Origin of the sequence: Advenella incenata, from assembly GCF_004217095.1 — a bacterium.
In the GTDB taxonomy this organism is placed as follows: Bacteria; Pseudomonadota; Gammaproteobacteria; order Burkholderiales; family Burkholderiaceae_B; genus Advenella; species Advenella incenata.
This window is the reverse complement of sequence record NZ_SHKO01000001.1, coordinates 1,151,931-1,175,813: the sequence shown is the minus strand read 5'-3', so window position 1 is coordinate 1,175,813 and position 23,883 is coordinate 1,151,931. Positions and strand designations below refer to the sequence as shown.

Genomic DNA, 23,883 nt, shown 5'->3' with positions numbered 1-23,883 from the left:
CTAAAAAAAAGCATTTTACATAGCGGGCAGTGTTCTCTATTGTTATCCGTAAGTTGTTCCCCCCACCACGGAGAAAATGATGAAACGCAAGCTTATGACAATTGCCATAGCAGGTTTACTGGTTCCGGCAACCTCGATGGTATATGCGCAAACGCCCACGTTGTATCTCGGGTCATATGGCGGTTCAACGCAAAAAGCGTTTGAGGAAGATGTGCTCCCCGCTTTCGAAAAGGCCAACAACGTCAAGGTCGTTTATGTTCCGGGCAACTCAACCGATACACTGGGAAAACTTCAAGCTCAGAAAAGCAATCCTGAACTGGACGTGGTCATGCTCGATGACGGCCCCATGTATCAGGCAATGCAATTTGGCTTTTGCGACAAAATCGACAAAAGCGCACCCGTATTCAAAGACCTGTACCCGATCGCTGACCTGGGACCCAATGCCCTGGGTATCGGACTGGTGGCCACCGGGCTGTTCTACAACGAAGAAGTCTTCAAAAAAGAAGGCCTGACGCCGCCGACATCATGGCACGATCTGGAAAATCCCCAGTTCGAGCAGCGCATGGTCATACCGCCGCTGAACAACACGTACGGCCTGCACACGCTGGTGAAATTTGCCAAACTCAATGGCGGCAATGAAAAGAACCCCGATCCCGGCTTTGATACCATTATCAAAAAAATCAACCCGAATGTGCTGGCCTGGGAGCCCTCGCCCGGCGGCATGACCTCGTTGTTTCAGAACGGTGAAGCCATTATCGGTGTGTGGGGCAACGGCCGGGTTGAAACGTTCAAGTCTACCGGCTTCCCGGTCAAATTCGTTTATCCGAAAGAAGGGGCCATGGCACTGTTGACAGCCGCCTGTCCTGTTGTCAAAAGCAATGTGCCTGAGCTGGCCCAGAAACTGGTGCAATATCTGGCAACACCCGAAATACAGGTGGTTTTTGCGCGCACCCAAAGCTGGGGCCCGGTCAACAAAACGGTGACGCTGCCCGCAGAGGACGCGCAACGCGTGGTGTATGGCGAGGCGGTCGACAAATTGGAAAAGACCGACTGGGACACAGTCAATGCCGTGCGCACGCAATGGAATGATCGCTGGAACCGAACGGTGGAGCGGTAAATGAGTTTTCTTTCTGTCAGAAACCTCGGCAAAGACTACGGCTCGGCGAGTGTGGTCAAATCCATGAATCTTGAAATCGAGCGTGGCGAGTTTGTCTCGCTGCTGGGCCCGTCGGGTTGCGGCAAGACGACCACGCTGCAAATGATTGCCGGATTCACCGATCCCACTCGCGGCCAGGTCATTCTGGACGGCACCGACCTGACCGACATGCCGCCCGAAAAACGTGATATCGGCGTGGTATTTCAAAGCTACGCGCTGTTTCCCCATATGACTGTCCAGGACAACATCAGTTTCGGCCTGGAAATGCGCAAAATGGCCAAAGCCGAACGGCGCGAGCGTATCGACCAGGTGCTTGACATGGTCAGTCTGACCGGGATGGGCGAGCGCTACCCTGCCCAGCTCTCCGGGGGCCAGCGGCAACGAGTTGCCATCGCCCGTTCACTGGCCATCCGGCCCAGGCTGCTCCTGCTTGATGAACCCATGTCCAATCTGGATGCCAAACTGCGCGAGAACATGCATATCGAGCTGCGCCGAATCCAGCGCAAATTGGGCATTACCACGATTCTGGTTACACACGACCAGACCGAAGCGATGACCATGAGCGACCGGATTGCGCTGATGAACGACGGCTGCATTCAACAGCTGGCGCCACCACTCGAGGTATACCATAACCCCAGGACACTGTTTGTATCCGGGTTTCTGGGGCGCGCCAATGTTTTTGAAGGCACGATTGCCCACAGCGAGACCCAGGGCTATCAAGTCAGCAGTGATGGCCTGACTTTCGCTGTCTGCCTGCCGGAAAACCATCCCTTTTGCGCAGGCACGGCCAATATTATGATCCGCCCGGAGAATGTCAGTTTTGCAGGCCCCGGCATGGCCGGTAAATTACCGGGCACGCTGTCCGAGGCCGTGTTTCTGGGCACGCACTGGCTATGTGAAGTCAAAACGCCACTGGGCATGTGGTTTGTCTCGATCAAGACACTCACCGCGCAACCCGGTGAGACGGTGACGCTGGACTGGCAGGACTGCGATCTGCGCATTATCGCCGAGCAGCAGTAGGACGGGTGGCTCACATGCGTAAAGAACCCTTTGTCCTGCTAACCCCCGCGCTCCTGCTTTTTTGCGGCATGCTCATCATACCCATGCTGCTGGTTGCGGTGCTGTCGTTCTATGCTTTTAACGGCACCACCGGCATCATCCCGGATTTTTCGTTTGGCAACTACATAACGATTTTCTCCGACCCTTACTACGGGGAGATTTTCCTGCGCACCGCCGGCATGGCCCTGCTGGTCACCGTGATCTGCCTGGTCCTGGGCATTCCGGAAACGCTCATCCTGGCGCGCATGCGTGCCCCATGGCGCGGTATTTTCCTGGTCATGGTGCTGGGACCGCTGCTGATTTCGGTTGTGGTGCGCACGCTGGGCTGGTCCATCCTGATGGGCCGGCAAGGCCTTATCAACGATACCCTGCTCCTGCTGGGCCTGATCGATTCACCCATCCGCCTCACTTTCACGTTTACCGGCATGGTCATCGGCCTGGTGCACGTCATGGTTCCCTTCATGATTATTTCCATCTGGGCAACCTTGCGCAAGCTGGACCCCACCGTGGAGTATGCCGGCCGCTCGCTTGGCGGCTCGCCCCTGACGGTCTTTCGCCGGATTATTTTCCCGCAACTGATGCCCGGGATACTGTCGGGCTGCATCATCGTTTTCGCCCTGTCGGCCTCGGCGTTTGCCACGCCTGCCATTCTGGGCGGACGCCGCCTGAAGGTGGTGGCCACGGCGGCCTATGACGAATTTCTCAGTTCCCTGAACTGGCCGCTGGGCGCCGCCATTGTGATCCTGCTGCTGATCGCCAACATTATTATTATCATGGGACTGAACCGCTACACCGAAAGAAAGTACCGCATGATTTTTTCCGCCGGAGAAAATGGATGAAACGCAATAGAACGCTCTCGCTGCTTTTTCACGCCGCTTTCATGCTGTTTCTGCTGGCGCCCCTGCTCATCGTGATCGTCGTGTCGTTCACAGACAAAGGTTTCATTTCCTATCCAAGCGATGGGTTGTCGTTGCGCTGGTATCGGGCGGTGCTGGACGAACCCCGGATTATGCAATCGTTCTGGCTGTCCCTGAAACTGGCCTCGTTTGCATCCACCATTGCCGTTTGCCTGGCGGTGCCGGCAGCGCTGGCGCTGACCCGTTTCCGTTTTCCGGGACGCGACACCGTCAGCGCATTTCTGATGTCGCCGCTCATGATTCCAAATGTGGTATTGGGCGTGTCGTTCCTGCGATTTTTCAATATCGCCGGGCTGTCGGGTTCAGTATTCTGGCTGACAATGACACACGTCATTTTCATTTTTCCCTATTCCCTGCGCCTGGTTCTGGCATCGGCGACCGGCATGGACCGGGAAGTTGAAATGGCGGCAAGATCGCTTGGCGCGGGCAAACGCCATGTGTATGGCCGTATCATACTGCCATTGATCCTGCCTGGCCTGACCGGCGGCTGGCTGCTGTCCTTTATCCAGAGTTTCGATGAACTGACCATGACAGTATTCGTTGCAACACCGGGCACAACGACACTGCCGGTCTGGATGTATAACCATATTGCGCAAACCATCGATCCCCTGATCACCTCCGTATCGGCAATACTCATTATTGCAACGGTAATAATGATGATCATCATGGACCGTCTGGTGGGCCTGGATAAAGTGTTGATTGGAAAAGGTTGAAATGTACAACACAGATATTATTGTGATAGGCGGCGGCATCGTCGGCTCAAGCGTCGCTTACGGCCTGGCCCGTCAAAATGCGAAAGTACTCATGCTTGACGAAGGCGACATCGCCTTTCGCGCATCCAGGGGCAATTTCGGACTGGTGTGGGTGCAGGGGAAAGGCCACGGCTTTTCTCCCTACACCCGATGGACCCTGCAATCGGCCCGCAACTGGCCGGCGCTGGCCAGCGAACTGACCGAACGCACCGGCATCGATCCTTATCTGCAGCAGCCAGGCGGCTTCGTATTTTTTACCAGTCAGGCCGAGATGGATGCAAGGCAGCAACTGATGCGCGACATCCAGGCCTCGGTAGACGAAAAGTACGACTACACATTCATGTCACCGGGCCAGTTGCGCAAATATATTCCTGCGATCGGCCCCAAGGTGATCGGCGCCTGTTATACGCCCATGGATGGCCATGCCAACCCATTGAAACTGTTGCCGGCATTGCAGCGAGGTGCGCGTCAGCTCGGTGTGGACTATCGCTACAACAACCCTGTTGAGCATATCGATTATCAGTCGGGCAACTTTATTGTGACCACACGCGCTGGTGAAACATATACCGCAAAAAAAGTGGTGCTTTGCGCTGGCCTGGGCAACAAGCGACTAGGCCAATTTGTCGGACTGCACGTGCCGGTCGAGCCGAATCAGGGCCAGGTCATGATCGGCGAACGCTGTGCCCCGTTCCTGTCCTATCCCACCATGCATGTGCGACAGACCAATGAAGGTACGATACAGATCGGCGACTCGCTGGAAGACGTCGGGTATGACGATACAACACGACTGTCATTACAGCAGGGCATCGCCCAGCGGGCCATCGATTATTTTCCGGCGCTGGCCGACATGCGAATCATTCGATGCTGGGCGGCGCTGCGGATCATGTCGCCCGATGGAATGCCGATCTATCAGGAGTCGACCGAGATGCCCGGCGCCTACGTAGTGACCTGCCACAGCGGTATCACACTGGCGGCCAATCACGTTTTCACGATTCCCGACTGGATTCTGCGCGGCACCGCTGCGCAAACCATCGCCCCATTTTCCAACCAGCGCTTCTGCAATTCGAACCGAGAACAATCATGAACACAGTACTTTTCAGAACCGTGCACACCGACAGTAGCGAGGCATCGGCCCAGACTGTTTCCTTTGACTTCGAAGGTCGGCAACTGAACGCTCCCAAAGGCATCACCGTGGCAGCAGCACTGATGCAGAACCAGGTTTTGCATTTTCGTGACTCGCCCGTCAGCGGCCAGCCCCGCGCACCTTACTGCCAGATGGGCGTCTGCTTCGAATGCCTGGTGCAGATCGATGGCGTGCAAAACCGGCAAAGCTGCATGACAACCATCCAGGACGGCATGGTCATCCGGATGCAGCAGGGTCAGACCACGTTTACGGTGATCCAGACAGGTGAACAACAATGAGTACACACACAAATGTCGCCATCATCGGCGCGGGGCCTGCCGGTATGATGGCCGCGGCCAGGCTGGCAAGCCGCAATCACTCGGTTATCCTTCTGGATGAACAGCCCCAGGCCGGCGGGCAGATCTGGCGCAATATCATGGGCACCACGACCGGCCTTGCCGGCATTCTGGGACCAGACTACGCTGCTGGCGCGACCGTGGCCGGGCAGTTTACCGCCAGCGGCGCGCAACACCTGCGCGGCGCAACCGTATGGAACCTGACTCGCGAGCGCCAGCTTCATTATCTGCACGAGGGGCAGACCCATACGCTGACGGCCGATGCAGTGATTCTGGCCACGGGGGCCATGGAGCGCCCCTTCCCCATTCCGGGCTGGACCCTGCCTGGCGTCATGGGCGCCGGCGCCGCTCAGGTATTGCTCAAGGGGTCCGGCACCGTGCCGGCCACACCCGTTGTCATTGCCGGTTGCGGCCCCCTGCTCTATCTGATTTGCTGGCAGTATTTGCGGGCCAATGTGCAGATTTCCGCCGTACTGGACACCAGTTCGGGCAGGGATATATTTCAGGCGAGTCCGGCTCTGCTCAACGGGCTTGCTGCATTCAAGGATATCCGCAAGGGCCTGTCCATGATCAACGCCATCAAGGAAAAAAACATCCCCTTCTATCGTGGCGTGAAAAATTTGCAGGTGCAAGGCGAAGCCAGCGTGAGTTCAATCGCATTTGAACATCAGGGACAAACCCATGAGCTCGATACCAATCTGGTACTGCTGCACCAGGGAGTCGTTCCCAATACACAATTTACCTGGCTATTGCGAGCCTCACACGACTGGTCCGAAGCAGGCGCCTGCTGGATTCCCAAAGCAGATGCCTGGGGCCGGCTGCACGAGATTGAAGGTATTTATCTTGCCGGCGATGGCCAGGGCATTGGCGGCGCCCAGGCTGCCGTTACCCGAGGCGAGCTTACCGCGCTGGCGGTAGATGCACAGTTAAACACGGTGCAGGCAGATTTGCTTGAGAGCCGCAGCGCGCCGTTGCAAGCACGGCTGAAAAAGGACATGGCGCTACGCCCGTTTCTGGATGCCGCTTACATGCCCAAACGCGAGAACCGGATTCCACAGGACGACACGATTGTTTGCCGCTGCGAAGAAGTCACCGCCGGGCAAATCCGGGACTTTGTCAGGCAAGGCTGCATGGGACCAAATCAGGCCAAATCGTTCAGTCGCTGCGGGATGGGCCCCTGCCAGGGTCGCATGTGCGGGCTCACGGTAACCGAAGTGATTGCCGACCAGTTAAAGGTTGCGCATGATCAGGTCGGCTACTACCGGGTCCGCGCACCGCTCAAGCCGGTTACACTGGCGGAGCTGGCCAGTGCCACCAATTCCTAATTTTGATTTTTTCACAGGAGTAAACGATGTCAACAATAGAACGTTTCGAAACCAACAAGCGGATGAGCCGTGTCGTCAAATACAACGGCATTCTTTTTCTGAGTGGCCTGACAGGCGATAATCCGGACGAGGACGTACAGGGACAAACCCGCAGCATTCTGGCGAAAATTGAAAAATATCTGGAAGCACATGGTTCATCCAAAGACAAGATCCTCACTGCACAGATCTGGCTCAAGGATATCGACCGGGATTTTGCAGGCATGAACGAAGTCTGGGACAGCTGGTTGCCCGAAGGCACTGCGCCCACACGCGCCACCGGTGAATCCAAACTGGCTGCGCCCAAACTGCTGGTTGAGATCATCGTCTCGGCGGCCGTGTAACCATACGAACCAGGGCAACCCATGAGTCACCATGCCAAATGTGATGTCATCATTGTCGGTGGAGGCATTCATGGTGTTGCCGCAGCCTATTTCCTGGCAAAGAAAGGCCTCTCGGTCGTCTTGCTTGAGAAGGAGTTCTGTGGCCGTTGCGCCTCTGGCGTCAATGCCGGTGGCGTGCGAACCCTGGGACGGGTGTTGCCGGAAATCCCCCTTTCCCTGGCATCCTCGACACTGTGGCAAACACTTGATTTTCTGCACGGTTTTGATGGCGCCTTTGTGCGAACGGGGCAAATCAAAGTTGCCGAATCCGAGCAAGACATGCAAATTCTGCGCGAACGCCGGGATCTGCTTGCTCAACACGGGTTTGATCACGAAAAACTCATAGACAGGGACCAGGTGCGTCAGATCGTGCCTGCCATTGCCGAACACGTTCAGGGCGCCCTTTGGGTCAGCACAGACGGCTTTGCCTTTCCCTATCTGATCGTACAGGAATTTGCCCGTCAGGCCCGTAAACACGGCGCACAGATACACGAACAATCGCCCGTCAATGCAATAGAAAATAGCGGCAATCACTGGCGCGTACGCACGCCAGAGCACACCATTACCGGCGAGAAACTACTGCTGTGTGCCGGTGCCTGGACCGCCGAGCTGGCACGCCTTTGCGGGGATGATACCCCGGTCACGCCTGGCGGCCTGATGCTTATGGTGACCCAGCGCGTGCCGCATTTTATCAATCCGGTCCTGGGGGCCACCAGTCGCGGCCTGTCCTTCAAGCAGTTTGGCAATGGCACCGTGGTTATCGGCGGCGCGCTGGAGTGTGAGGCCGACGCCAGGCAAAACCATGCCGAGCTGGAATTTTCACGGCTGGCCAACAGCGCGCGCATCGTGACCGACCTTTTCCCATTTCTCAAAAATGTGAGTATTACCCGAGCCTGGTCCGGGATTGATGGCTATGCGCCGGATCACACCAGTATCATCGGGCCCAGTGCGTCGGTGGACAATTTGTATTACGCTTGTGGTTTTTCATCCAGCGGCTTTCAACTGGGGCCGGCATCGGGCCAGTACCTGGCAGAGCTGATCGCGGACAATGCTGCGAATCCGCTGCATCGCGGCCTGTTGCCTGCACGTTTTTCCGCATAGCGGCAAAGCCGACCGGCCTTGCCGTCTTCCCGTTTTGTGTCATACCGGCAGGTTCAGAACGTGCCTGGCAACAATATTGCGCTGTATCTCATTGGTGCCGCCATAAATGGTCGTCACCATCGAGTGTGTAAAAGGCGCCAGACTGTTGATCACCGTACCATCCTCATAATGAGTGTCGTCAAACTGGCCGCCGTGCTCGTCTGCTGAACGGGCAAGTTCCAGGCCGATTCTCATATAGGTTTCGGTAGCCCATATTTTCAGCAACGATATCGAAGGCGGCAAATCCGCCCCATTTTTCACATACCCGGCAAACATCGAAAATAGACTTTCCAGATCTGCAATATCCATTCGCAATTGTGCATAGCGTTGCAAAAAGAATTCACTTGTAAACAGATTTTCCTTGCGTGCAAGTGTTGTCAGTATCGAAAAAGCGTGGTGTGACTGTTGCGGGCTCCCGGCAAAAATACGCTCGAACCCCAGCAGAGCCTTGGCGATTGTCCATCCTTCATTGAGACGGCCGACAAGGTTGGCTTGCGGCACCCTCACATTATCGAAAAATACTTCGCAAAACTCCTGATCGCCCAGCAAATTGGTAATGGGTGACACGGTGATGCCGGGGCAAGACAGATCGATCAAAAGAAAACTGATCCCCGCCTGCTTCTTGACGGTCTTATCTGTTCTTACCAGGGCAAAGATATGCGTCGCATTATGCGCCAATGTTGTCCAGATTTTCTGGCCGTTAACGATAAAATCATCGCCGTCGGCGAGCGCTTCGGTTTTCAGGGAAGCCAGATCAGACCCGGCGTTAGGCTCCGAATAGCCCTGGCACCAAATATGTTCCCCCGAAAGAATTTTTGGAAGATACGCCTGCTGTTGCTGCGCGGTGCCATATTTGATAAGCACGGGTCCCAGATTGATGATGCCCTGGTCCGGCAGCCGGGCCACGCCGTATTTTTCCATTTCCTCAAAGAAGATGAGCTGCTTCTCCGGCGAAAGCCCCATGCCGCCGAAGGCTTTGGGCCAGGCTGGTGCCAGCCAACCCTTGCTGGACAGCAAATGGTACCAGTCCTTGACTTCAGACCAGTACAGGCGCCGGGCAACATGCCGCAAGGACGATGGGTAGTGATCCACCAGAAAGCGGCGGACCATGCAGGCAAAGTCCCGGTCGGCCATGGCATTCGGATCCTCATGATGATCGGTTGCGGCCACATTCTCATTTTTACTGCTATCGCTGCTATTGCTTTGTGCATTGAGCTGGTCTTTGATGTACCGAAGACGGTGCCGGTCCTCGTTGCCCAGCCACGCAGACAAATGAAGGGCACGTTTCAGGTAGAGCCCGACGTCAAGCTCGTCCGTGTATCCGATCGCTCCGTGCAGCTGGACCGCCAGCTTTGAGACGGATACCGCGACCAGATTGGCACGGGCTTTGACCAGACTAGCCACGGCCGAGAGCGTGATATCACCTTTGCAATAGGCAGTCCAGGTTTCCTTCAGAGACGCCGACAATAGCAGAATATGCATATAGGCATCGACCATCCGATGCTGTAAAGCCTGATTGGCGCCTATCGGCTTACCAAATTGTTCTCTGGTTTGCAGATAGTCCAGTGTCATGTTGAATGCCTGTGCAGAAATACCCAGCAATTCGTGGCTAGCAACAAACCGACCCGCGTCAAGCGCTTTGTCCAGTGCCGACCTGACTTTGCTGCCACTGGCGACAATACGCTCCTGGGCAACGGCAACGTCAAACGTCAGGTGAGCCACGAACGAGCCGTCAATCCGACGCACACGCTCTATTGTCACGCCCTTATCGGCACAACTGACCCAAACCAGGACGTCATCGTCGCCCCGTGAACACTGTACTAACCAGCCGTCAGCGCCATTGCCAGGGCTGACCCATTTTTTACTTCCTTTTAACCTGAACAGCGCGTCCTCTCGCGTAAGATAGGTGGCAGCATCGCTTACATTTAGCTGGCCTGCCTTTTCCTGCCAGGCCAGGCCGCAAATCAGCTCACCCTGCGCGATACGCGCCAACAGATTGTTGACCGATTCCGTTGCTTCCAGCTCAAGCAAGGCGATGGCAGGCATGATTGCGGCGGCAACGTACGGCTCGGGAATGGGCATTTGGCCGATCACAGTCGCAATGGCTGCGGCAGCATCAAGTCCGAGCCCCAGGCCACCTCTTTGTTCCGGGATAAAAATCGAGGTCCAGCCGGCCGCAGCAAGTTTGCCCCACATCGGCTTATCAAAACCCGGAACGCTATCTCTCAGGCGCCGCAATCTGGCCAAAGATGATTCGCTCTGAATCAGGCCGCGCGCGCTTTCGGCAAATTCCCGGTTCGACTCCGCAATGAGCTCATTTATTTCAAACGCCATGAATATTTGTCTCCTGTTGCCATCAAGCTATTCTGTTTGTGTCCGTCTATAGTAAATCGATTCAATTGCCCAAGGTATAACAGAAATCGTCATTCAGATATCACACATTTGACATATCAAAACAGCCACACCTGAAATAGAATCGATAAAAACAATCATATTGGAGACAGACATGACAAAAGCCATTCGCTTTGCTGCAATGATGCTGTTCGTACCCACTGCAGCGGTGCAGGCAGCTTCTTTTCCCGAAAAACCGGTCACGCTTCTTGTCCCCTATTCTGCGGGTGGCATCACGGATCAGATCGCACGCATACTGGCCGACAAGCTCGGCAAGCAATGGGAGCAGCCTGTAGTCGTGGAAAACAAACCCGGCGCCGGCGCAGCGATCGGCACTGCGGCAGTGGCTAACGGCAAGGCAGACGGCTATCAGTTCCTGATAGGAAGTGTGGGAACTGTGACCAACCAGTTCATGCTCAAGTCTCTGCCGTATAAAACGCAGGATCTGGAGCCCCTGCTGCAGATTTCAGAAGCGCCCAATGTGCTTTACGTCAGATCATCCTTACCGGTGAAATCTGTTACTGAACTGGTGGACTATGCCAAAAAGAATCCGGGCAAACTCACCTTTGCCAACTCCGGAATCGGATCCAGCCCGCATCTTGCCGCTGCGCTATTCCAGGATAAAGCAAAAATCAGCATTACCAATGTCCCCTACCGCGGGACCTCGGCTGCGATTGCGGATTTTCTGGGCGGCCAGGTAGACGCGTATTTTGACACCATGCAATCGATGCCTTATGTGAAACAGGGCAAACTCACAGTCCTGGGCGTCGCCGCTCAGAAACGCGTACCCAGCCATCCGGATGTTCCAACTATCGCCGAATCGGGTATCGCGGATGTGCTGGCCAGCAGCTGGTTTGGCGTATTCATTCCGGCCAAAACCCCTGACGCAATCAAGACTGAAATCAGTAAGGCCATTACAGAAGCGATGCAAGATCGGCAGACAACACAGAAAATTGAGAACCTTGGAACCGTGATTCAAGTTCGCGATAGACAGCAGTTCAAACAGTTTTTTGACAAGGAAACGCAACGATGGGGGGAGCTTATCAAACGCCTGAATATTGCGGGCAGCTAACATGAACACAACAATCAGTGAAAAAGCGTCCCGCATAGCCGGCGACAGCCCTGTTAACTGGGATATCAAATCTTTGCGCATTTTTATTCTTGTGGCCCGCATCGGAAATCTCACCAAGGCGGGTGTTGAGCTGGGGATGTCGCAGTCGGCGATCAGCCGGTATCTGTCCACGCTTGAAAAGCGGGCTGGCGGCTACCTGTTCCAGAGACACGGCAGAGGCGTTTCACTTTCCGAGCTGGGGCAGCGCATCTACCCAGTTGTAGAAAAGGTGCTGGCAGACCTGGGCACACTTTCAGAAATAGTCAGCGAAGAAGCTGAAAGACTCAGCGGTCTGGTGCGTATTGGCACGCTACCTTCGTTGTCTCGCGACATCTTCGTGCCACTGTTTTTCCTGATGCAAAAAGACTTCCCGGGTGTGCGACTGAAAATCCAGGAGGGCTCCGGCGGACAAATCGACAATTGGTTATTGACCCAGCAGATAGATATCGGCCTGCCCTATCGAAACAATAACGAAAGCCAGTACGCCGACGAGTCTATTATTCAAATGCAGTCCTACCTGGTTGGCCCTATCGGCGACAAGCTCACCAGGGGCTCGACCATCCCGTTCAAAAAAATGCATCAGATCCCGCTTATCCTGCCGAGCAAGCCCAGTGCCGTGCGGATGAAGCTGGACGAATTGGCCAGAAAAGAAAAGATACACCTGAATGTCGTTCTTGATGCCGATTCAGGGTTGATGCAAAAGTGCATTTCCGAACAACAAGGCGGCTACACCGTTTTGCCGTGGCATGCCATCAAGCAAGAAGTCGAGAACCGACAGATTCAGGCTGCTCGCATCGTAGAACCGGAAATTGCGCGAAACATTTCAATTGTGGTGAACAACAATCCTTCCAAAGCGACCCGGACAGTTAGCCGAATCATACGGTCATTGTTCGATAAAAGTCGTATCCACCAGTAAACCGCCTCCCGAGGAGACAACATGAAATCGATTCTTTCCATCTCGTCTGTCATGGCAGCATTGCTGCTCTGCACAGGTGTGCACGCAGCCGATACCCCGTCATTTCCGACTAAACCGCTAAGAATGGTGGTGCCGTTCGCCCCCGGAGGCGGCGCGGACATGACTGCCAGAATCATCAGCGAAACACTGGCCAAAAAGCTCGGACAGCCAGTTGTTGTTGAAAACAAGGCCGGCGCAGGAGCAACCATCGGCGCAGCCTATGTCGCCAGGTCCGCACCCGACGGCTATACGATCCTGTACACAACGCCGGGACCGCAGATTACCAACCCGCATTTGATGAAATCCCTTCCTTACGAACCTGATGATCTGAAGCCGGTCTCCAAGGTATCCATTGCTCCCAGCGTGCTGGTCATCAATAGCAACTTACAGGTCAAATCGGTGGACGAATTAATTGCGCTAGCCAGGAACAAGCCTGGCCAGATTCGTTACGCCAGCGCAGGCATCGGCGCCAGCAGTCACCTGAACGGCGAGCTGCTGCAGACAATGGCCAAGATCAAGCTGCAACACGTTCCCTATAAGGGAACCGGTGAAGCGCTCAAGGACTTGGTCGGCGGCAATACAGATATGGCCATCGACACGCTGGCCGTGTATATGCCATACATCAAGTCCGGCAAACTCACCGCGCTTGGCGTAACCACGCCCACGGAACTGTCCCTGCTGCCGGGTATAGCGCCAATTGGAAAATCGCTTCCCGGATATGACGCTTCACCCATGAATTATCTGTCCGTTCCAGCCAAAACGCCTGAGGGCATCGTCAACATACTGAACAAGGCCGTCAACGCCGCCATCAAAGAACCTGAAGTCAAAGACAAACTACTGCAACAGGGCATTCTGGCCGAAGGCAGCAGCCAGCAGGAAATAGAGGCGTTGATCAGCAAAGAGCAGGTCAAATGGCAAAAAGTCATTGTCGGCGCAGGCCTGTCTGCGAAGTAGATCGCCCCGCAGTCAGTTTGTTTAAATGAATGAAATCAACAGGAGTATAACGTTGTCAAACCCGCTTTCCCATATCACCGTACTGGATTTGAGCCGAGTCCTTGCCGGTCCCTGGGCCAGCCAGATTCTGGCCGACCTTGGCGCCAATGTCATCAAAGTTGAACGTCCGGGCGCCGGCGATGATACGCGCGCGTGGGGCCCGCCCTTTTTGCAGGATGAACAGGGAAACGACACCCGCGAGTCGGGCTATTATCTGATTGCCAATCGGGGCAAAAAGTCTATCTCGGTCGACATAAAATCTGCAGAGGGCCAGGAAATCATCAAAATGCTGGCCAGACAGGCAGACGTTGTGCTGGAAAATTTCAAGGTCGGCACGCTTGAAAAACTTGGCCTGGGCTACGATGACTTGCGCAAAATAAACCCGCGGCTTATCTATTGCTCGATCACCGGATTCGGGCAGTCGGGTCCCAGAAAATCCCAAGGGGCCTACGACTTCATGATCCAGGCCATGGGCGGCATCATGAGTGTGACCGGCGAGGCGGATCACAAGCCGGGAGGGGGGCCGCAAAAAATCGGCATCCCCCTCATTGATCTCATCACGGGCGTATACGCCTCATCTGCCATTCTTTCGGCTCTGGTCCATCGAAACGAAACCGGCGAAGGCGAATATATCGATATGGCCATGCTTGATGTTCAGGTCTCCCTGCTGGCCAATCAGGCAATGAACTATCTTCTTACTGATCAGATTCCGGTACGACGGGGCAACAACCATCCCAACATTCAACCGCAACGCGTCTATACCTGCAAAGATGGACAAATCATCCTGGCTGTTGGCAGCGATAGTCAATTTGCCAAACTGTGCCAGATCCTTGGCCATCCTGACATGGCCGAATCAGACAAGTTCAGGACGAATGCCGCGCGTGTTGTCAATTTGCCCGAGCTGGATCTGTTTCTGGATCAGGCACTGGCCAAACAGGATAAGAGCGTACTGCTCAAGGCCCTGGAGGCGGCCGGCGTGCCATCTGGGCCCATCAACAATATTGCTGAAGTATTCAAAGACCCCCAAGTAGAACATCGCGGGCTTCTCAAGAAATTCGCGCATCCGCTGCGCGCTCAGATCCCCCAGGTTGTCAATCCATTCCGGTTTCGCAACACCGAACTCAAGCTTGACCGAGCGCCCCCTACACTGGGCCAGCACAACCTGGAAGTGCTATCGGCTCTCGGGTACTCCGACAGCGACATTACACGATTGAAAGAACAGTCTGTTATTTAACCCCAATCAAGGACACACTATGAATCAACTGGAAGCCCTGGATATCCAGATCAAGGATCACATCGCACTCGTCTATCTGGACAATCCCCCGGTCAATGCAGTCAATACATCCATGCTCAATAGCCTGGCATTGGCCATGGATCAGTTTTCGGATGACGATAACGTACGGGCCGTCGTGCTGACAGGCAAGGGCAAAGTCTTCTGCGCCGGCGCCGATCTTAAAAACCGAGCTGAAATCACCGCCAATCCTGGCGGTTTGCACCAGCACTCGCGCCGTACGCGCGAAGCATTCCACGCAATACGGGAATGCTCAAAGCCAGTGATCAGTGCGATCAACGGCGCGGCACTGGGCGCCGGACTTGGCATCGTGGCCTCAAGCGATATCCTGGTTGCAGCAAAATCGGCAAAGCTGGGCCTGCCCGAAGTAGACGTCGGCCTGCTCGGAGGCGTTCGTCATGCACAACGGCTGTTTGGCCATTCCCGCTTGCGCCGAATGATGCTCACTGGCATGCGTGTAAGCGGCGACGAGCTGTACAGGCTCGGCATCGTCGAGGCCTGCGTGCCCGATGAAGCACTGCTTGAGACAGCAATGGACATCGCCCGGGTAATCGCCGAGAAGAGCCCGCTCTCCATTCAGCTTCTGATACAAACCGCCAACGCGATTGAAGACATGAGTTTGCGCGATGGTTATCGCTACGAACAAGATATGACCGCTGCCATCGCGAAAACAGAAGATGCGCAAGAGGCCCGGGCGGCGTTTCTGGAGAAACGCAAAGCTGTATTCAAGGGGCGTTAAATTCATCAGTGGCACAGCGGCGGCCTGCACCGCAGGCAATCGCCGCAGTCAGTTGGCCGGCTTTTCGTTCGACTCCAGCAACGGGTTAAGCCCGCTTAAGGCCACTTTCGAATGTAATGGCCGGCCCAGTACAGACTCGCAATAAGCAGACGCATCCAGCATGCGCTGCAGATCAACGCCGGTGTTCACTCCCATGGACTCAAGCAGATTGATCCAATCTTCGGTACACACATTGCCCGTAAAGCCTCCGCCATATTTCACCTTGGATGGATGGCCGCCTACGCCACCCATGGAGCAGTCAAAATAGCGCACGCCGCTCTCATAAGCAGCAAGGTAATTGACCATGCCGGTGCCTCGGGAGTCATGAAAATGAGCGACGGGTACCACTTGCGGGAACTCGCTGATCACTGCGGCAAAAAGCCGCTGGGTTGCTGCCGGCACAGCCATGCCCGTGGTATCTCCCAGGGCCACCAGTTGCACGCCTGCATTGCTGAATTTTTCCACGTCGCGCAGCACCTCAGATTCGCTCACCCGTCCTTCGAAAGGACAACCAAACGCCATGGAAATCGTTCCTACCAGACGATATTGCCCGCTGGCCGCGACAACCATATCCGCAATATTCTTCCACTGATCCGCACGTGTGCGCTTCAAGTTCTTCAGCGAATGGCTATCCGTGGCCGACACCAGCAAACTGATCTCATTCGCGCCAATCCCCTTGTCCGAGTCTATCAGCGCACGCTCCACAGCCCGTACGTTGGCGCACGTGGCCTTGTAAAACACGCCAGGTCGTCTTTGTATACCGCCGAGCACCTCGCTGGCATCGGCAAACTGCGGAATCACTTTTGGGTTTGAATAGGAGGTCGCTTCGATTCGTGTCAGTCCCATCTCGGAAAAGCGGTCGATCAGCGCGATCTTGGTCGCCAGCGGCAGCATCACGGGCTCATGCTGCAGACCGTCCCGGGCGAAGCACTCACAAATAACGATATCGCTCATTTTGTCTGCTCCGTCAATCCAAGCACGGCAATGGCATGCGCGCGCAGTTTGTTTTTCTGCACCTTTGAACTGCCGGTCATGCCGATTTGATCAAAACTGTCGACGAACCGAACGTAACGAGGCACCTTGAAATTTGCAATGCGCGGCTTGCACCATGCAATAAGCTCGTCGGGTGTGCAGCTATGCCCTTGTTTGAGGATAACGAAAGCGGCCGGTACTTCTCCGAGCCGCTCGTCGGGTACACCCACCACCTGTGCCAGTTCAATGGCCTCATGCATCAGAATAAATCCCTCGACCTCCGTGGGAGCCACATTCTCGCCACCGACACGAAAAATATCCTTTAACCGGCCAACCATCTTCAGGCGCCCGGCCTCATCCATTTTGCCAAGATCGCCTGTCTTGAGCCAGCCATCCTCGGTGAAAGTCCGAGCTGTTACGTCTGGCATGTTGTAGTATCCTCGCATAACACTCCACCCCTTTACCTGAATCTCGCCGGCCTCACCCGCGGGCAATATTTCATCTGTGTTGGTATCCATAATCCGCACCTGCACGCCGGTGTGGGGCAATGCCCAGCCTTCTGTGCGCAATGGCAGTGGGTCGTCCCAGCCGGACATCACCACATTGGGAGAGGCTTCAGATAGGCCATAGGCATTGCACAGGTTTGGCACTTTCATCTGGTCGTGGATTTTCTGCATGACCTCGGGGCCTGCAGCGGCCCACCCGCCGCGCAAATGCAATGTCGATGCGTCAAAATCCGGATGCGCCATGAGCATAAGAAAAATCGTGTCGTTGCCTGAAGTCAGGGTGCACTTTTCCCGCTGCAGCATGGCCAGGGCAAGCGATACATCAAATTTGGGCAAGGTCAGAAGACAACATCCGGTAGTCAGGGACACCAGTATCGATAAGGTGGACCCGGCCACATGGAAAAAAGGCCGGATACTGAAATAACGATCCTCTGGCGTAATGCCCATGCGCAGCGACACGGCATAGGCATCCGAGAGCATATTGTCATGGCTGAGCATGACGCCTTTAGGGAACGACGTCGTGCCAGAGGTATATTGGATCAGCAGGATATCATCCGGGTTGGCGCTGCCGCATTGGCTGTAGCAGGCATTGATGTCTTCATCGCTTACACTCGCAATCAACTGGTCAAAGTCGACGGCCCCGGCCGGCACCGATGCCGTATCAAACATCAGTGCCTGAGTCAGTTTTGGCAATACCTCTCCGGGCAAACCCGCGGCCAGCGCCGGCTCTACCTGGCCCAGCAATGCCGAAAAATCGATGCCCAGGAATTGTTCCGCCAACACAATGGCCTTGACATCGGCCTGCTTCAGACAAAAGGCCAGCTCTTCCTTCTTGAAGCGCGTATTGATGGGGACGGTTACGGCGCCGATCCTGGCGCATGCAAAAAATGTCTGCAGCCATTGCACGCTATTTCCCAGCATCACCGCCACGTGATCGCCTTTGCGAACACCGCATTGCCACAACGCTGCTGCCGTACGGTCCACCTTTACCGACAAGGTCCGCCAGGTCTCGCGCGATTCGTTATCGATAAAAGCATCTTTGTCGGGATACGCAGCCACGGTCTGGGCCAACACCTCGCTCAGGATCATGCCTCTGGGCAACATGGTCACTCTCCTTTTCCGCTGCCGAATGTGGATATGGCGGACTTCCAGTCGCTGTTGCGCAGGTTTTTTTCAATTGCCAGCAGTTCAATCGCCATGGCGCCCTCGCGGGTCGTCTCAACGCCGGCATTGATGCAATGCTTGGTCAGCTTGACGGTCAGCGGTTTTGCATTTGCAATATCCCCAGCCATCTGCATCAGCTGTTCTGCGATCGTATCCTGCGGGACAATCCGGTTGATCAGACCGTACTCACGCGCCTCCTGCGCATCGAAAACACGACCGCTAAAGAGCAGTTCCTTGGCAATGCGAATTCCGGCAATCCGGCTGATGCGCTGGGTGGCGCCCACCGTACCCCAGCTCACTTCCGGGTAGCGGAAGGTAGCCTCGGGCGTTGCCCAGGCAAAGTCGCACGCGGCGATAATTTCGCAACCGGAACCAAAAGCCGGACCGTGCACCAGCGCAATGGCGGGACGCGATAGTTTTTCAATCGCATCATAGGCAGCAAAACCCGCTACCCGTCTGGCCGTCATATCGGACAATGTCATATCCTTGCGCTCTTTCAGATCCGCACCCGCACAAAACGCCGGGCCCGCGCCACGAAAAACCACCACGCGAATGCGTTCGTCCTGCTCGATCTGCTCAGTGACGCTGACCAGTTCTGAACACATTCTCACGTTCAGCGCATTTCTGCTTTGCGGACGATTCAACAGCACAGTGGCCACACCATTTCCCTCTACCGTCAGTTCAATCGTTTCATATGACATTTGTCGTATCCTTATTTGCTGGTAATATTGGCCGCCTTCAGCAGCTTTTCTATTCTTTCACGGTCCTGAACAACGAAATCGCTTGCTGTCTTGCTGTCCATCAGGAACGGCTCAACGCCCTGCTTCTCATACATACTGATCGTTTCAGGATTTTCCGAGACTTTTTTCAATGCCGCGTACAAGGTGTCGACCACTTCTTTGGGGGTATCGGCCGGTACGGCCATGCTATACCAGCTCGAGCCCTTGAAGCCGTCGTAACCCAGTTCGTCCATGGTCGGAACCTCGGGCAAGGCGGGAGAACGCTTGTTGGCGGCAATCGCAAGCGCGTGCAACTTGCCTTGCTTGATGAACGGCAACACCGCGGGTAAATTCAGAAAACCGACCTTGACCAGCCCGCCGGCCAGATCTGTTGATGCAGGCGCCGCCCCCTTGTAGGGTATGTGCAATAGTTTGGCCTGCGTTTTCTGTTTGAAATTTTCTCCCGTCAGATGGGGGGAACTGCCGTTGCCAGCCGAAGCATAGGTATATTTTTCCGGGTTGTTCTGGCTATCCTTAATCAGTTCATCGACCGATTTCAAACCCGAATCGGCCGCCACGGTTAACACATTCGGAATATTACCGACCATGCCGACAAAAGTGAAATCCTGGATACCGTCATACGGCACTTTTTGCATCAGGGGTGTCACCACATGCGCGGCTGCTGTGCCAAACAGCACGGTATAGCCATCGGGTTTGGCGCGGGCAACATACTCGGCGCCAATGCTGGCGCCCCCACCCGGTTTGCTCTGGATGATAATGGACTGGCCCAGCACATCACTCATTTGCTTGGCCACAATGCGTGCCAGAATATCAGCCGGCCCACCGGCAGCATATGGGTTGATGAACGTAATGGGTTTATCCGGAAAGCCGGCAGCGTGCGCCGTATGCATGACGCCCGCCGCCAGTAGCGTTATGGCACCGGCAAACAGCCGGTTGCGGCTGAAAAAGTGGTTGGACATATCTGTCTCCTGTATTGCTGATTTTTGCATCAGTCGAAAATGGCGCTGTAATGGCAGACCCGCGAACAACTCAACCGGATATGCCAGCCGTAATATCAAATTGCCTTCAGTTGCCTCAAACCCAGGATTTGTTCTTCAGTCAGCCCGAGTTTTTCCATCAGAATCAGATCTGTATGCTCGCCCAGCAGGGGTGGCCGTCCCATGACCGGGTTGTCGTATCCTGTAAACTTGAACGGGACTGCGATTCCTTCAAATTCGCCTACCTGGGGGTGGGCAAAGCGCTGCACCAGCTCCCGGCTTGCCACATGGGCGTCGGCAAAAATCTCATCGACCGACATAATCGGTCCGGCCGGCACCCCACGTTCGTCGCACAACTGGCAAAGGCGGGCGCGGTCAAGCTTGCCAATGGCCTGCTGCAATCCTTGCATGACTTCTGCGCGCCGCCGCACCCGCTCGGCATTCTTTGCCAGCCCGGCGTCTGCCGCCCATTGATCCAGTCCCAGCAGCTCGCACAGGGGCTTCCAGTGCTGGTCGCTGCCGGTAATCTGCACCCACCTGCCGTCAGCGCATTCGAATGCCGCAGAAGGCACCCGCCCGGGATGTTCGGTGCCCAGCCTGGCCGGCACCTCTCCCAGCGAAAAATAGCGGGCGGCAGCCAGTGACAGCAAGCCAACCTGCCCGTCGAACATGGAAAAATCCACATGGCAACCACAACCTGTTCGGTCTTTGCCGACTATGGATGTCAGTATGGCGATCACAATCCATAAGCCCGAAGTCAGGTCAGCGACCGGCAAGCCGGGTTTGACGGGACCGCCGTCACGCTCTCCGGTCAGACTCATGATGCCGCCCATCGCCTGGAAAACCGTGTCATAACCCTTGCGCGGCGCATACGGCCCTGTCATGCCAAAGCCTGTGCACGATACATAGACGATGTCATCGTTCTGTTCTTTGATGGCATCGTAGTGCAGATTGTATTTTTTCAGGGTATTGACCGGAAAATTCTCCAGGAACACATCGGCCTCGCGCGCCAGTTCCCGGATGATTTTCTGTCCCTCTTGCGAGCGCAGATTGACGGTGATCGATTGCTTGCTGCGGTTAAATGCAAAAAAGTAAGCCGACTCGCTGCCATGCTCTCCTGTCACGCGCGGCTCGAAATGGCGCGTTTCGTCACCTGTGACCGGCTGCTCCACCTTGATTACCTGCGCGCCCATTTCTGCAAGTATCATAGAGGCAAACGGGCACGCCAGTACCCGTGACAGATCGAGTATTTTCAGCCCTTCCAGTGGTCGCATGCTATTGCCCTTCATGGTTTGCTGAACCCGCGCATCATGACGTTGGCATCTCGGCCCACAGCCAGCGCCTCTTCAAGGGCCAGGTCCGCCGCGCGATAGAATGTGCGTTTGGTCGTCGCCATCGCCACAGGGCTCCAGCTGGCCAGTTTCTCTGCATAGATCCGGGCCTCGCCCAGCACGTCTGCGGCCGGGCAGACTCGATTGACCAGATCAAGTTCAAAGGCACGCTGACCGCTCACCGGTTCAGCCATCGCCACCAGTTCGAAGGCTTTTTTCTGCCCCAGCTGGCGCACCAGATTGGCCAGCACCACGGCAGCAACAATGCCGTGCTTCAGTTCAGGGTAGCCAAAACGGGCATCTTCAGCCATCACGACCAGATCACAGGCCAGCGCCAGCCCGGCGCCGCCGCCCAGCGCATTGCCATGAACGGCAGCAATAATCGGTTTGGCAATTTTTGAAAATGACAGATGCAATGCCGTTGTCAGATCCGCACGGTCCAGTACCTGATCAGATGCGTCCGGCGTCAGACTGCTGAACTCTGTCGTGTCGGCTCCTGCACAGAAAGACTTGCCATTGCCATGCACAATAATCGCCCTGACCTGGGGATCGCGCTCTGCATCTTTGAGGGCATCGAGCAGCGCCTGTGTCAGCGCCGTATTCAGGGCATTGTGTTTTTCAGGCCGGTTCAGACTGATGGTCAGAACATTGTTTTCAATTTCAGTCAGCAAGACAGACATGCGATTTCCTTCCGTTCGTAAAATTCATATTCCACTTCATAGTGCACTTCATATTTCACTCAGGGCGCGCCGGGCGTCATTCAATTCAGCCACCAGCTGCTGCATAAGCTGGCTTACCGGCACAATGCTGTCGACCAGTCCGGCCGATTGGCCAAGCTCCACTTTGCCCCATGCAACATCGCCGTCCAGCGCCGCCTGCCTGAGCGTACTTTTTCGAAATTCAGCTTCGTACTCCTGTTTGTCGCAAGCCGACAAATCGATCTGCTGCATATGCGCAGCGAAATCATTGCGAATCATCCTGACCGGCAGCCCCTTGCGGCCGACCAAGTCGGTGCCATCCACACCCGTTGCCAGCGCCACGGACTTGTAGGCATCATGGACACTGGCTTCCTCTGTCATCAGAAAGCGGGTGCCCAGTTGCACGGCATCCGCACCCAGTGCAAGCATGGCGGCAATGCCATAACCGTCAGCAACACCGCCGCCGCCTACGATCGGCAGCGCAAAATCCCGGGCTGCCTTGCGAACAATAACCAGCGAACTCACTTCATTGGCCGGCGGATGCCCGCCAGCCTCTGCGCCCACCACGGCCAGGGCGTCAACACCCGCGGCAGCGGCCTTGCCGGCATGCTCCAGAGTAGACACGACATGGACCCACTTGGTCCCTATCTCCCGAAAACGGGCCAGGTGAGCTTTAGGTCCGCCCTGCGATGCAAAAATGACGGGAACCCGAAACTCATAGGCCATGTCCAGAAAAGCCTGAGCCCCTGGCCGGTATAGCGGAATATTGACCGCAAACGGTTTATCGGTGCCGGCGCGCACCGCTTGCAGTACCTTGCGAAAATCCTGCTCATACATCGGTCCGGCAGCAATCATGCCCAGTCCGCCCGCATTGGAGACCGCTATCGGCAAAGCTGCGCTGGACGATGCCCAGCTCATGCCAGCCTGGATAATCGGATATTCAATATTCAACATTTGGGTAATACGGGTTTTCATGCAGTGTCGACCTGAGAACAATGAGTAGGAAAGAATAGGTGTTGCCTGATATTTGCCGCCAGACCAGACAGCCGCCAGAGCAAAATTAATGAAAAACTAGTTGATTTTTTCAACCATTATGCAGATCGTAAACCATATAGTTTCTTTATTCAACTATTTTTGTTGATTTTTTTTATCATATCCCGCATGATTCAGTACATTGGAAATACAAAGACGATGATCATCATGAAGCAACCTGAAAACATCAAAGAACTGTTTTCGTATCGCCTGAACCGGTTGGCGTTTTTAAGCAGCACGCTGGCCGAATCCATCAACCAGGATCTGTTCGGCCTGGACAAGCAGAGCTGGCGCTTTATCGGCCTGCTGGCCGCCTTCGCGCCCATGTCATTGAAAACGCTGGCAAAGGAAGCAAACATCGACAAAAGCCGCGCCAGCAAAGCGGTGGCCAGTTTGTCAGAGCGGGGGCTGATCCAGCGTAAAAACAGCGACAGCGATGGCCGCAGCATCCAGCTGTCGCTCTCGGAAGAAGGGGAAAAGCTCTATGCCAGCGCGTTTCCCATCGCCCTGCGCAGGAACAATGAAATCCTGGATGTACTGACGCCGCAGGAAAAGGAGCAGTTTGACGTAATTGTGGACAAGCTGATTTTCCGCACAAAAATCCTGATGGATCTGCATCCAGGCCGAAAAAAAGACGCCAGCCAGACACCGGACCGTAAGCCGTAAGCACAAAACAGGTGGCAGCAAGCCGCCGCGC

Annotated in this window: 23 protein-coding genes; 15 read left to right on the top strand and 8 right to left on the bottom strand. The window is 55.4% G+C overall.

What is annotated here, in order from left to right; translation table 11 throughout:
- Nucleotides 1–79: 79 nt before the first annotated feature.
- Genes EV681_RS05325 through EV681_RS05285 form a run of 9 tightly spaced genes read left to right on the top strand, consistent with a single transcriptional unit; the run spans nt 80 to nt 8,208 of the window.
- Nucleotides 80–1,117 (top strand): ABC transporter substrate-binding protein, encoded by a 1,038-nt coding sequence (locus EV681_RS05325; RefSeq protein WP_128395717.1) that lies wholly within the window; start codon nt 80–82, stop codon nt 1,115–1,117.
- Nucleotides 1,118–2,176 carry an ABC transporter ATP-binding protein gene (locus tag EV681_RS05320; protein WP_130303469.1) on the top strand — a complete coding sequence of 353 codons (1,059 nt, stop codon included), beginning with the start codon at nt 1,118–1,120 and terminating at the stop codon, nt 2,174–2,176. It begins immediately after the preceding gene.
- Nucleotides 2,177–2,190: 14 nt separating this feature from the next.
- Nucleotides 2,191–3,054 carry an ABC transporter permease gene (locus EV681_RS05315; protein ID WP_128395715.1) on the top strand — a complete coding sequence of 288 codons (864 nt, stop codon included), beginning with the start codon at nt 2,191–2,193 and terminating at the stop codon, nt 3,052–3,054.
- Nucleotides 3,051–3,845: an ABC transporter permease gene (locus EV681_RS05310; RefSeq protein WP_128395714.1), complete on the top strand. Its 795-nt coding sequence runs from the start codon at nt 3,051–3,053 to the stop codon at nt 3,843–3,845. Before EV681_RS05315 ends, EV681_RS05310 begins: the two co-directional genes overlap by 4 nt.
- Nucleotide 3,846: 1 nt before the next feature.
- Nucleotides 3,847–4,968: an NAD(P)/FAD-dependent oxidoreductase gene (locus EV681_RS05305; RefSeq protein WP_128395713.1), complete on the top strand. Its 1,122-nt coding sequence runs from the start codon at nt 3,847–3,849 to the stop codon at nt 4,966–4,968.
- Entirely contained in the window at nt 4,965–5,306 is a 342-nt protein-coding gene (locus tag EV681_RS05300) for a (2Fe-2S)-binding protein (RefSeq protein WP_128395712.1), read from the top strand. The genes EV681_RS05305 and EV681_RS05300 overlap by 4 nt, the downstream gene beginning before the upstream one ends.
- Nucleotides 5,303–6,688: an FAD/NAD(P)-dependent oxidoreductase gene (locus EV681_RS05295; RefSeq protein ID WP_128395711.1), complete on the top strand. Its 1,386-nt coding sequence runs from the start codon at nt 5,303–5,305 to the stop codon at nt 6,686–6,688. The genes EV681_RS05300 and EV681_RS05295 overlap by 4 nt, the downstream gene beginning before the upstream one ends.
- 26 nt (nt 6,689–6,714) lie before the next feature.
- The gene (locus tag EV681_RS05290; protein ID WP_128395710.1) at nt 6,715–7,068 is read left to right on the top strand and encodes a RidA family protein; all 354 of its coding nucleotides are present in this window, start codon (nt 6,715–6,717) and stop codon (nt 7,066–7,068) included.
- Between the two features lie 21 nt (nt 7,069–7,089).
- A complete protein-coding gene (locus EV681_RS05285; RefSeq protein ID WP_130303468.1) occupies nt 7,090–8,208 on the top strand; it encodes an NAD(P)/FAD-dependent oxidoreductase in 1,119 nt (372 codons plus the stop codon).
- 39 nt (nt 8,209–8,247) lie between these two features.
- On the opposite strand, the gene EV681_RS05280 is transcribed toward EV681_RS05285, so the two are convergent.
- The gene (locus EV681_RS05280; protein ID WP_130303467.1) at nt 8,248–10,581 is read right to left on the bottom strand and encodes an acyl-CoA dehydrogenase family protein; all 2,334 of its coding nucleotides are present in this window, start codon (nt 10,579–10,581) and stop codon (nt 8,248–8,250) included.
- A gap of 172 nt (nt 10,582–10,753) precedes the next feature.
- Between EV681_RS05280 and EV681_RS05275 the strand changes: the two genes are divergently transcribed.
- The 5 genes from EV681_RS05275 to EV681_RS05255 are packed head-to-tail and all read left to right on the top strand — an operon-like array spanning nt 10,754 to nt 15,727.
- On the top strand, nt 10,754–11,710 hold the full coding sequence (locus EV681_RS05275) for a Bug family tripartite tricarboxylate transporter substrate binding protein (RefSeq protein WP_128395707.1): 957 nt from the start codon (nt 10,754–10,756) through the stop codon (nt 11,708–11,710).
- A gap of 1 nt (nt 11,711) precedes the next feature.
- The gene (locus EV681_RS05270) at nt 11,712–12,665 is read left to right on the top strand and encodes a LysR family transcriptional regulator (RefSeq protein ID WP_130303466.1); all 954 of its coding nucleotides are present in this window, start codon (nt 11,712–11,714) and stop codon (nt 12,663–12,665) included.
- 21 nt (nt 12,666–12,686) lie between these two features.
- Nucleotides 12,687–13,658, top strand: a complete 972-nt coding sequence (locus EV681_RS05265) for a Bug family tripartite tricarboxylate transporter substrate binding protein (RefSeq protein WP_242612144.1) — start codon at nt 12,687–12,689, stop codon at nt 13,656–13,658.
- A gap of 52 nt (nt 13,659–13,710) precedes the next feature.
- On the top strand, nt 13,711–14,931 hold the full coding sequence (locus EV681_RS05260; protein WP_128395705.1) for a CaiB/BaiF CoA transferase family protein: 1,221 nt from the start codon (nt 13,711–13,713) through the stop codon (nt 14,929–14,931).
- Nucleotides 14,932–14,950: 19 nt separating this feature from the next.
- Nucleotides 14,951–15,727: an enoyl-CoA hydratase/isomerase family protein gene (locus tag EV681_RS05255; RefSeq protein WP_128395704.1), complete on the top strand. Its 777-nt coding sequence runs from the start codon at nt 14,951–14,953 to the stop codon at nt 15,725–15,727.
- Nucleotides 15,728–15,775: 48 nt separating this feature from the next.
- Here the strand turns inward: EV681_RS05255 and EV681_RS05250 are convergent, their stop codons facing one another.
- The 7 genes from EV681_RS05250 to EV681_RS05220 all read right to left on the bottom strand — a co-directional run bounded on the left by EV681_RS05250 (nt 15,776) and on the right by EV681_RS05220 (nt 23,129).
- On the bottom strand, nt 15,776–16,720 hold the full coding sequence (locus tag EV681_RS05250) for a hydroxymethylglutaryl-CoA lyase (RefSeq protein WP_128395703.1): 945 nt from the start codon (nt 16,718–16,720) through the stop codon (nt 15,776–15,778).
- The gene (locus EV681_RS05245) at nt 16,717–18,348 is read right to left on the bottom strand and encodes an AMP-binding protein (protein ID WP_128395702.1); all 1,632 of its coding nucleotides are present in this window, start codon (nt 18,346–18,348) and stop codon (nt 16,717–16,719) included. The genes EV681_RS05250 and EV681_RS05245 overlap by 4 nt, the downstream gene beginning before the upstream one ends.
- A 2-nt stretch (nt 18,349–18,350) precedes the next feature.
- Complete coding sequence (locus tag EV681_RS05240) at nt 18,351–19,109, bottom strand: enoyl-CoA hydratase/isomerase family protein (protein WP_128395701.1); 759 nt, start codon at nt 19,107–19,109, stop codon at nt 18,351–18,353.
- A gap of 11 nt (nt 19,110–19,120) precedes the next feature.
- Nucleotides 19,121–20,107: a Bug family tripartite tricarboxylate transporter substrate binding protein gene (locus tag EV681_RS05235; protein ID WP_130303465.1), complete on the bottom strand. Its 987-nt coding sequence runs from the start codon at nt 20,105–20,107 to the stop codon at nt 19,121–19,123.
- Nucleotides 20,108–20,202: 95 nt separating this feature from the next.
- Nucleotides 20,203–21,399 (bottom strand): CaiB/BaiF CoA transferase family protein, encoded by a 1,197-nt coding sequence (locus EV681_RS05230; protein WP_130303464.1) that lies wholly within the window; start codon nt 21,397–21,399, stop codon nt 20,203–20,205.
- Nucleotides 21,400–21,410: 11 nt separating this feature from the next.
- The gene (locus EV681_RS05225) at nt 21,411–22,136 is read right to left on the bottom strand and encodes an enoyl-CoA hydratase/isomerase family protein (protein WP_130303463.1); all 726 of its coding nucleotides are present in this window, start codon (nt 22,134–22,136) and stop codon (nt 21,411–21,413) included.
- Nucleotides 22,137–22,184: 48 nt separating this feature from the next.
- A complete protein-coding gene (locus tag EV681_RS05220; RefSeq protein WP_130303462.1) occupies nt 22,185–23,129 on the bottom strand; it encodes an NAD(P)H-dependent flavin oxidoreductase in 945 nt (314 codons plus the stop codon).
- A 225-nt stretch (nt 23,130–23,354) separates the two neighbouring features.
- On the opposite strand from EV681_RS05220, the gene EV681_RS05215 reads away from it, so the two are divergent.
- Nucleotides 23,355–23,852, top strand: coding sequence for a MarR family winged helix-turn-helix transcriptional regulator (locus tag EV681_RS05215; protein ID WP_165392949.1), 498 nt, complete (start codon nt 23,355–23,357; stop codon nt 23,850–23,852).
- Nucleotides 23,853–23,883 lie beyond the last annotated feature (31 nt).

Coding starts and splice junctions, on each gene's coding strand:
- EV681_RS05220 (WP_130303462.1), bottom strand. CDS start 23,129: ATGAAAACCCGTATTACCCAAATGTTGAATATTGAATATCCGATTATC.
- EV681_RS05300 (WP_128395712.1), top strand. CDS start 4,965: ATGAACACAGTACTTTTCAGAACCGTGCACACCGACAGTAGCGAGGCA.
- EV681_RS05280 (WP_130303467.1), bottom strand. CDS start 10,581: ATGGCGTTTGAAATAAATGAGCTCATTGCGGAGTCGAACCGGGAATTT.
- EV681_RS05320 (WP_130303469.1), top strand. CDS start 1,118: ATGAGTTTTCTTTCTGTCAGAAACCTCGGCAAAGACTACGGCTCGGCG.
- EV681_RS05305 (WP_128395713.1), top strand. CDS start 3,847: ATGTACAACACAGATATTATTGTGATAGGCGGCGGCATCGTCGGCTCA.
- EV681_RS05255 (WP_128395704.1), top strand. CDS start 14,951: ATGAATCAACTGGAAGCCCTGGATATCCAGATCAAGGATCACATCGCA.
- EV681_RS05275 (WP_128395707.1), top strand. CDS start 10,754: ATGACAAAAGCCATTCGCTTTGCTGCAATGATGCTGTTCGTACCCACT.
- EV681_RS05310 (WP_128395714.1), top strand. CDS start 3,051: ATGAAACGCAATAGAACGCTCTCGCTGCTTTTTCACGCCGCTTTCATG.
- EV681_RS05285 (WP_130303468.1), top strand. CDS start 7,090: ATGAGTCACCATGCCAAATGTGATGTCATCATTGTCGGTGGAGGCATT.
- EV681_RS05295 (WP_128395711.1), top strand. CDS start 5,303: ATGAGTACACACACAAATGTCGCCATCATCGGCGCGGGGCCTGCCGGT.
- EV681_RS05235 (WP_130303465.1), bottom strand. CDS start 20,107: ATGTCCAACCACTTTTTCAGCCGCAACCGGCTGTTTGCCGGTGCCATA.
- EV681_RS05290 (WP_128395710.1), top strand. CDS start 6,715: ATGTCAACAATAGAACGTTTCGAAACCAACAAGCGGATGAGCCGTGTC.
- EV681_RS05240 (WP_128395701.1), bottom strand. CDS start 19,109: ATGTCATATGAAACGATTGAACTGACGGTAGAGGGAAATGGTGTGGCC.
- EV681_RS05245 (WP_128395702.1), bottom strand. CDS start 18,348: ATGTTGCCCAGAGGCATGATCCTGAGCGAGGTGTTGGCCCAGACCGTG.
- EV681_RS05315 (WP_128395715.1), top strand. CDS start 2,191: ATGCGTAAAGAACCCTTTGTCCTGCTAACCCCCGCGCTCCTGCTTTTT.
- EV681_RS05230 (WP_130303464.1), bottom strand. CDS start 21,399: ATGCGACCACTGGAAGGGCTGAAAATACTCGATCTGTCACGGGTACTG.
- EV681_RS05325 (WP_128395717.1), top strand. CDS start 80: ATGAAACGCAAGCTTATGACAATTGCCATAGCAGGTTTACTGGTTCCG.
- EV681_RS05270 (WP_130303466.1), top strand. CDS start 11,712: ATGAACACAACAATCAGTGAAAAAGCGTCCCGCATAGCCGGCGACAGC.
- EV681_RS05225 (WP_130303463.1), bottom strand. CDS start 22,136: ATGTCTGTCTTGCTGACTGAAATTGAAAACAATGTTCTGACCATCAGT.
- EV681_RS05250 (WP_128395703.1), bottom strand. CDS start 16,720: ATGAGCGATATCGTTATTTGTGAGTGCTTCGCCCGGGACGGTCTGCAG.
- EV681_RS05265 (WP_242612144.1), top strand. CDS start 12,687: ATGAAATCGATTCTTTCCATCTCGTCTGTCATGGCAGCATTGCTGCTC.
- EV681_RS05215 (WP_165392949.1), top strand. CDS start 23,355: ATGAAGCAACCTGAAAACATCAAAGAACTGTTTTCGTATCGCCTGAAC.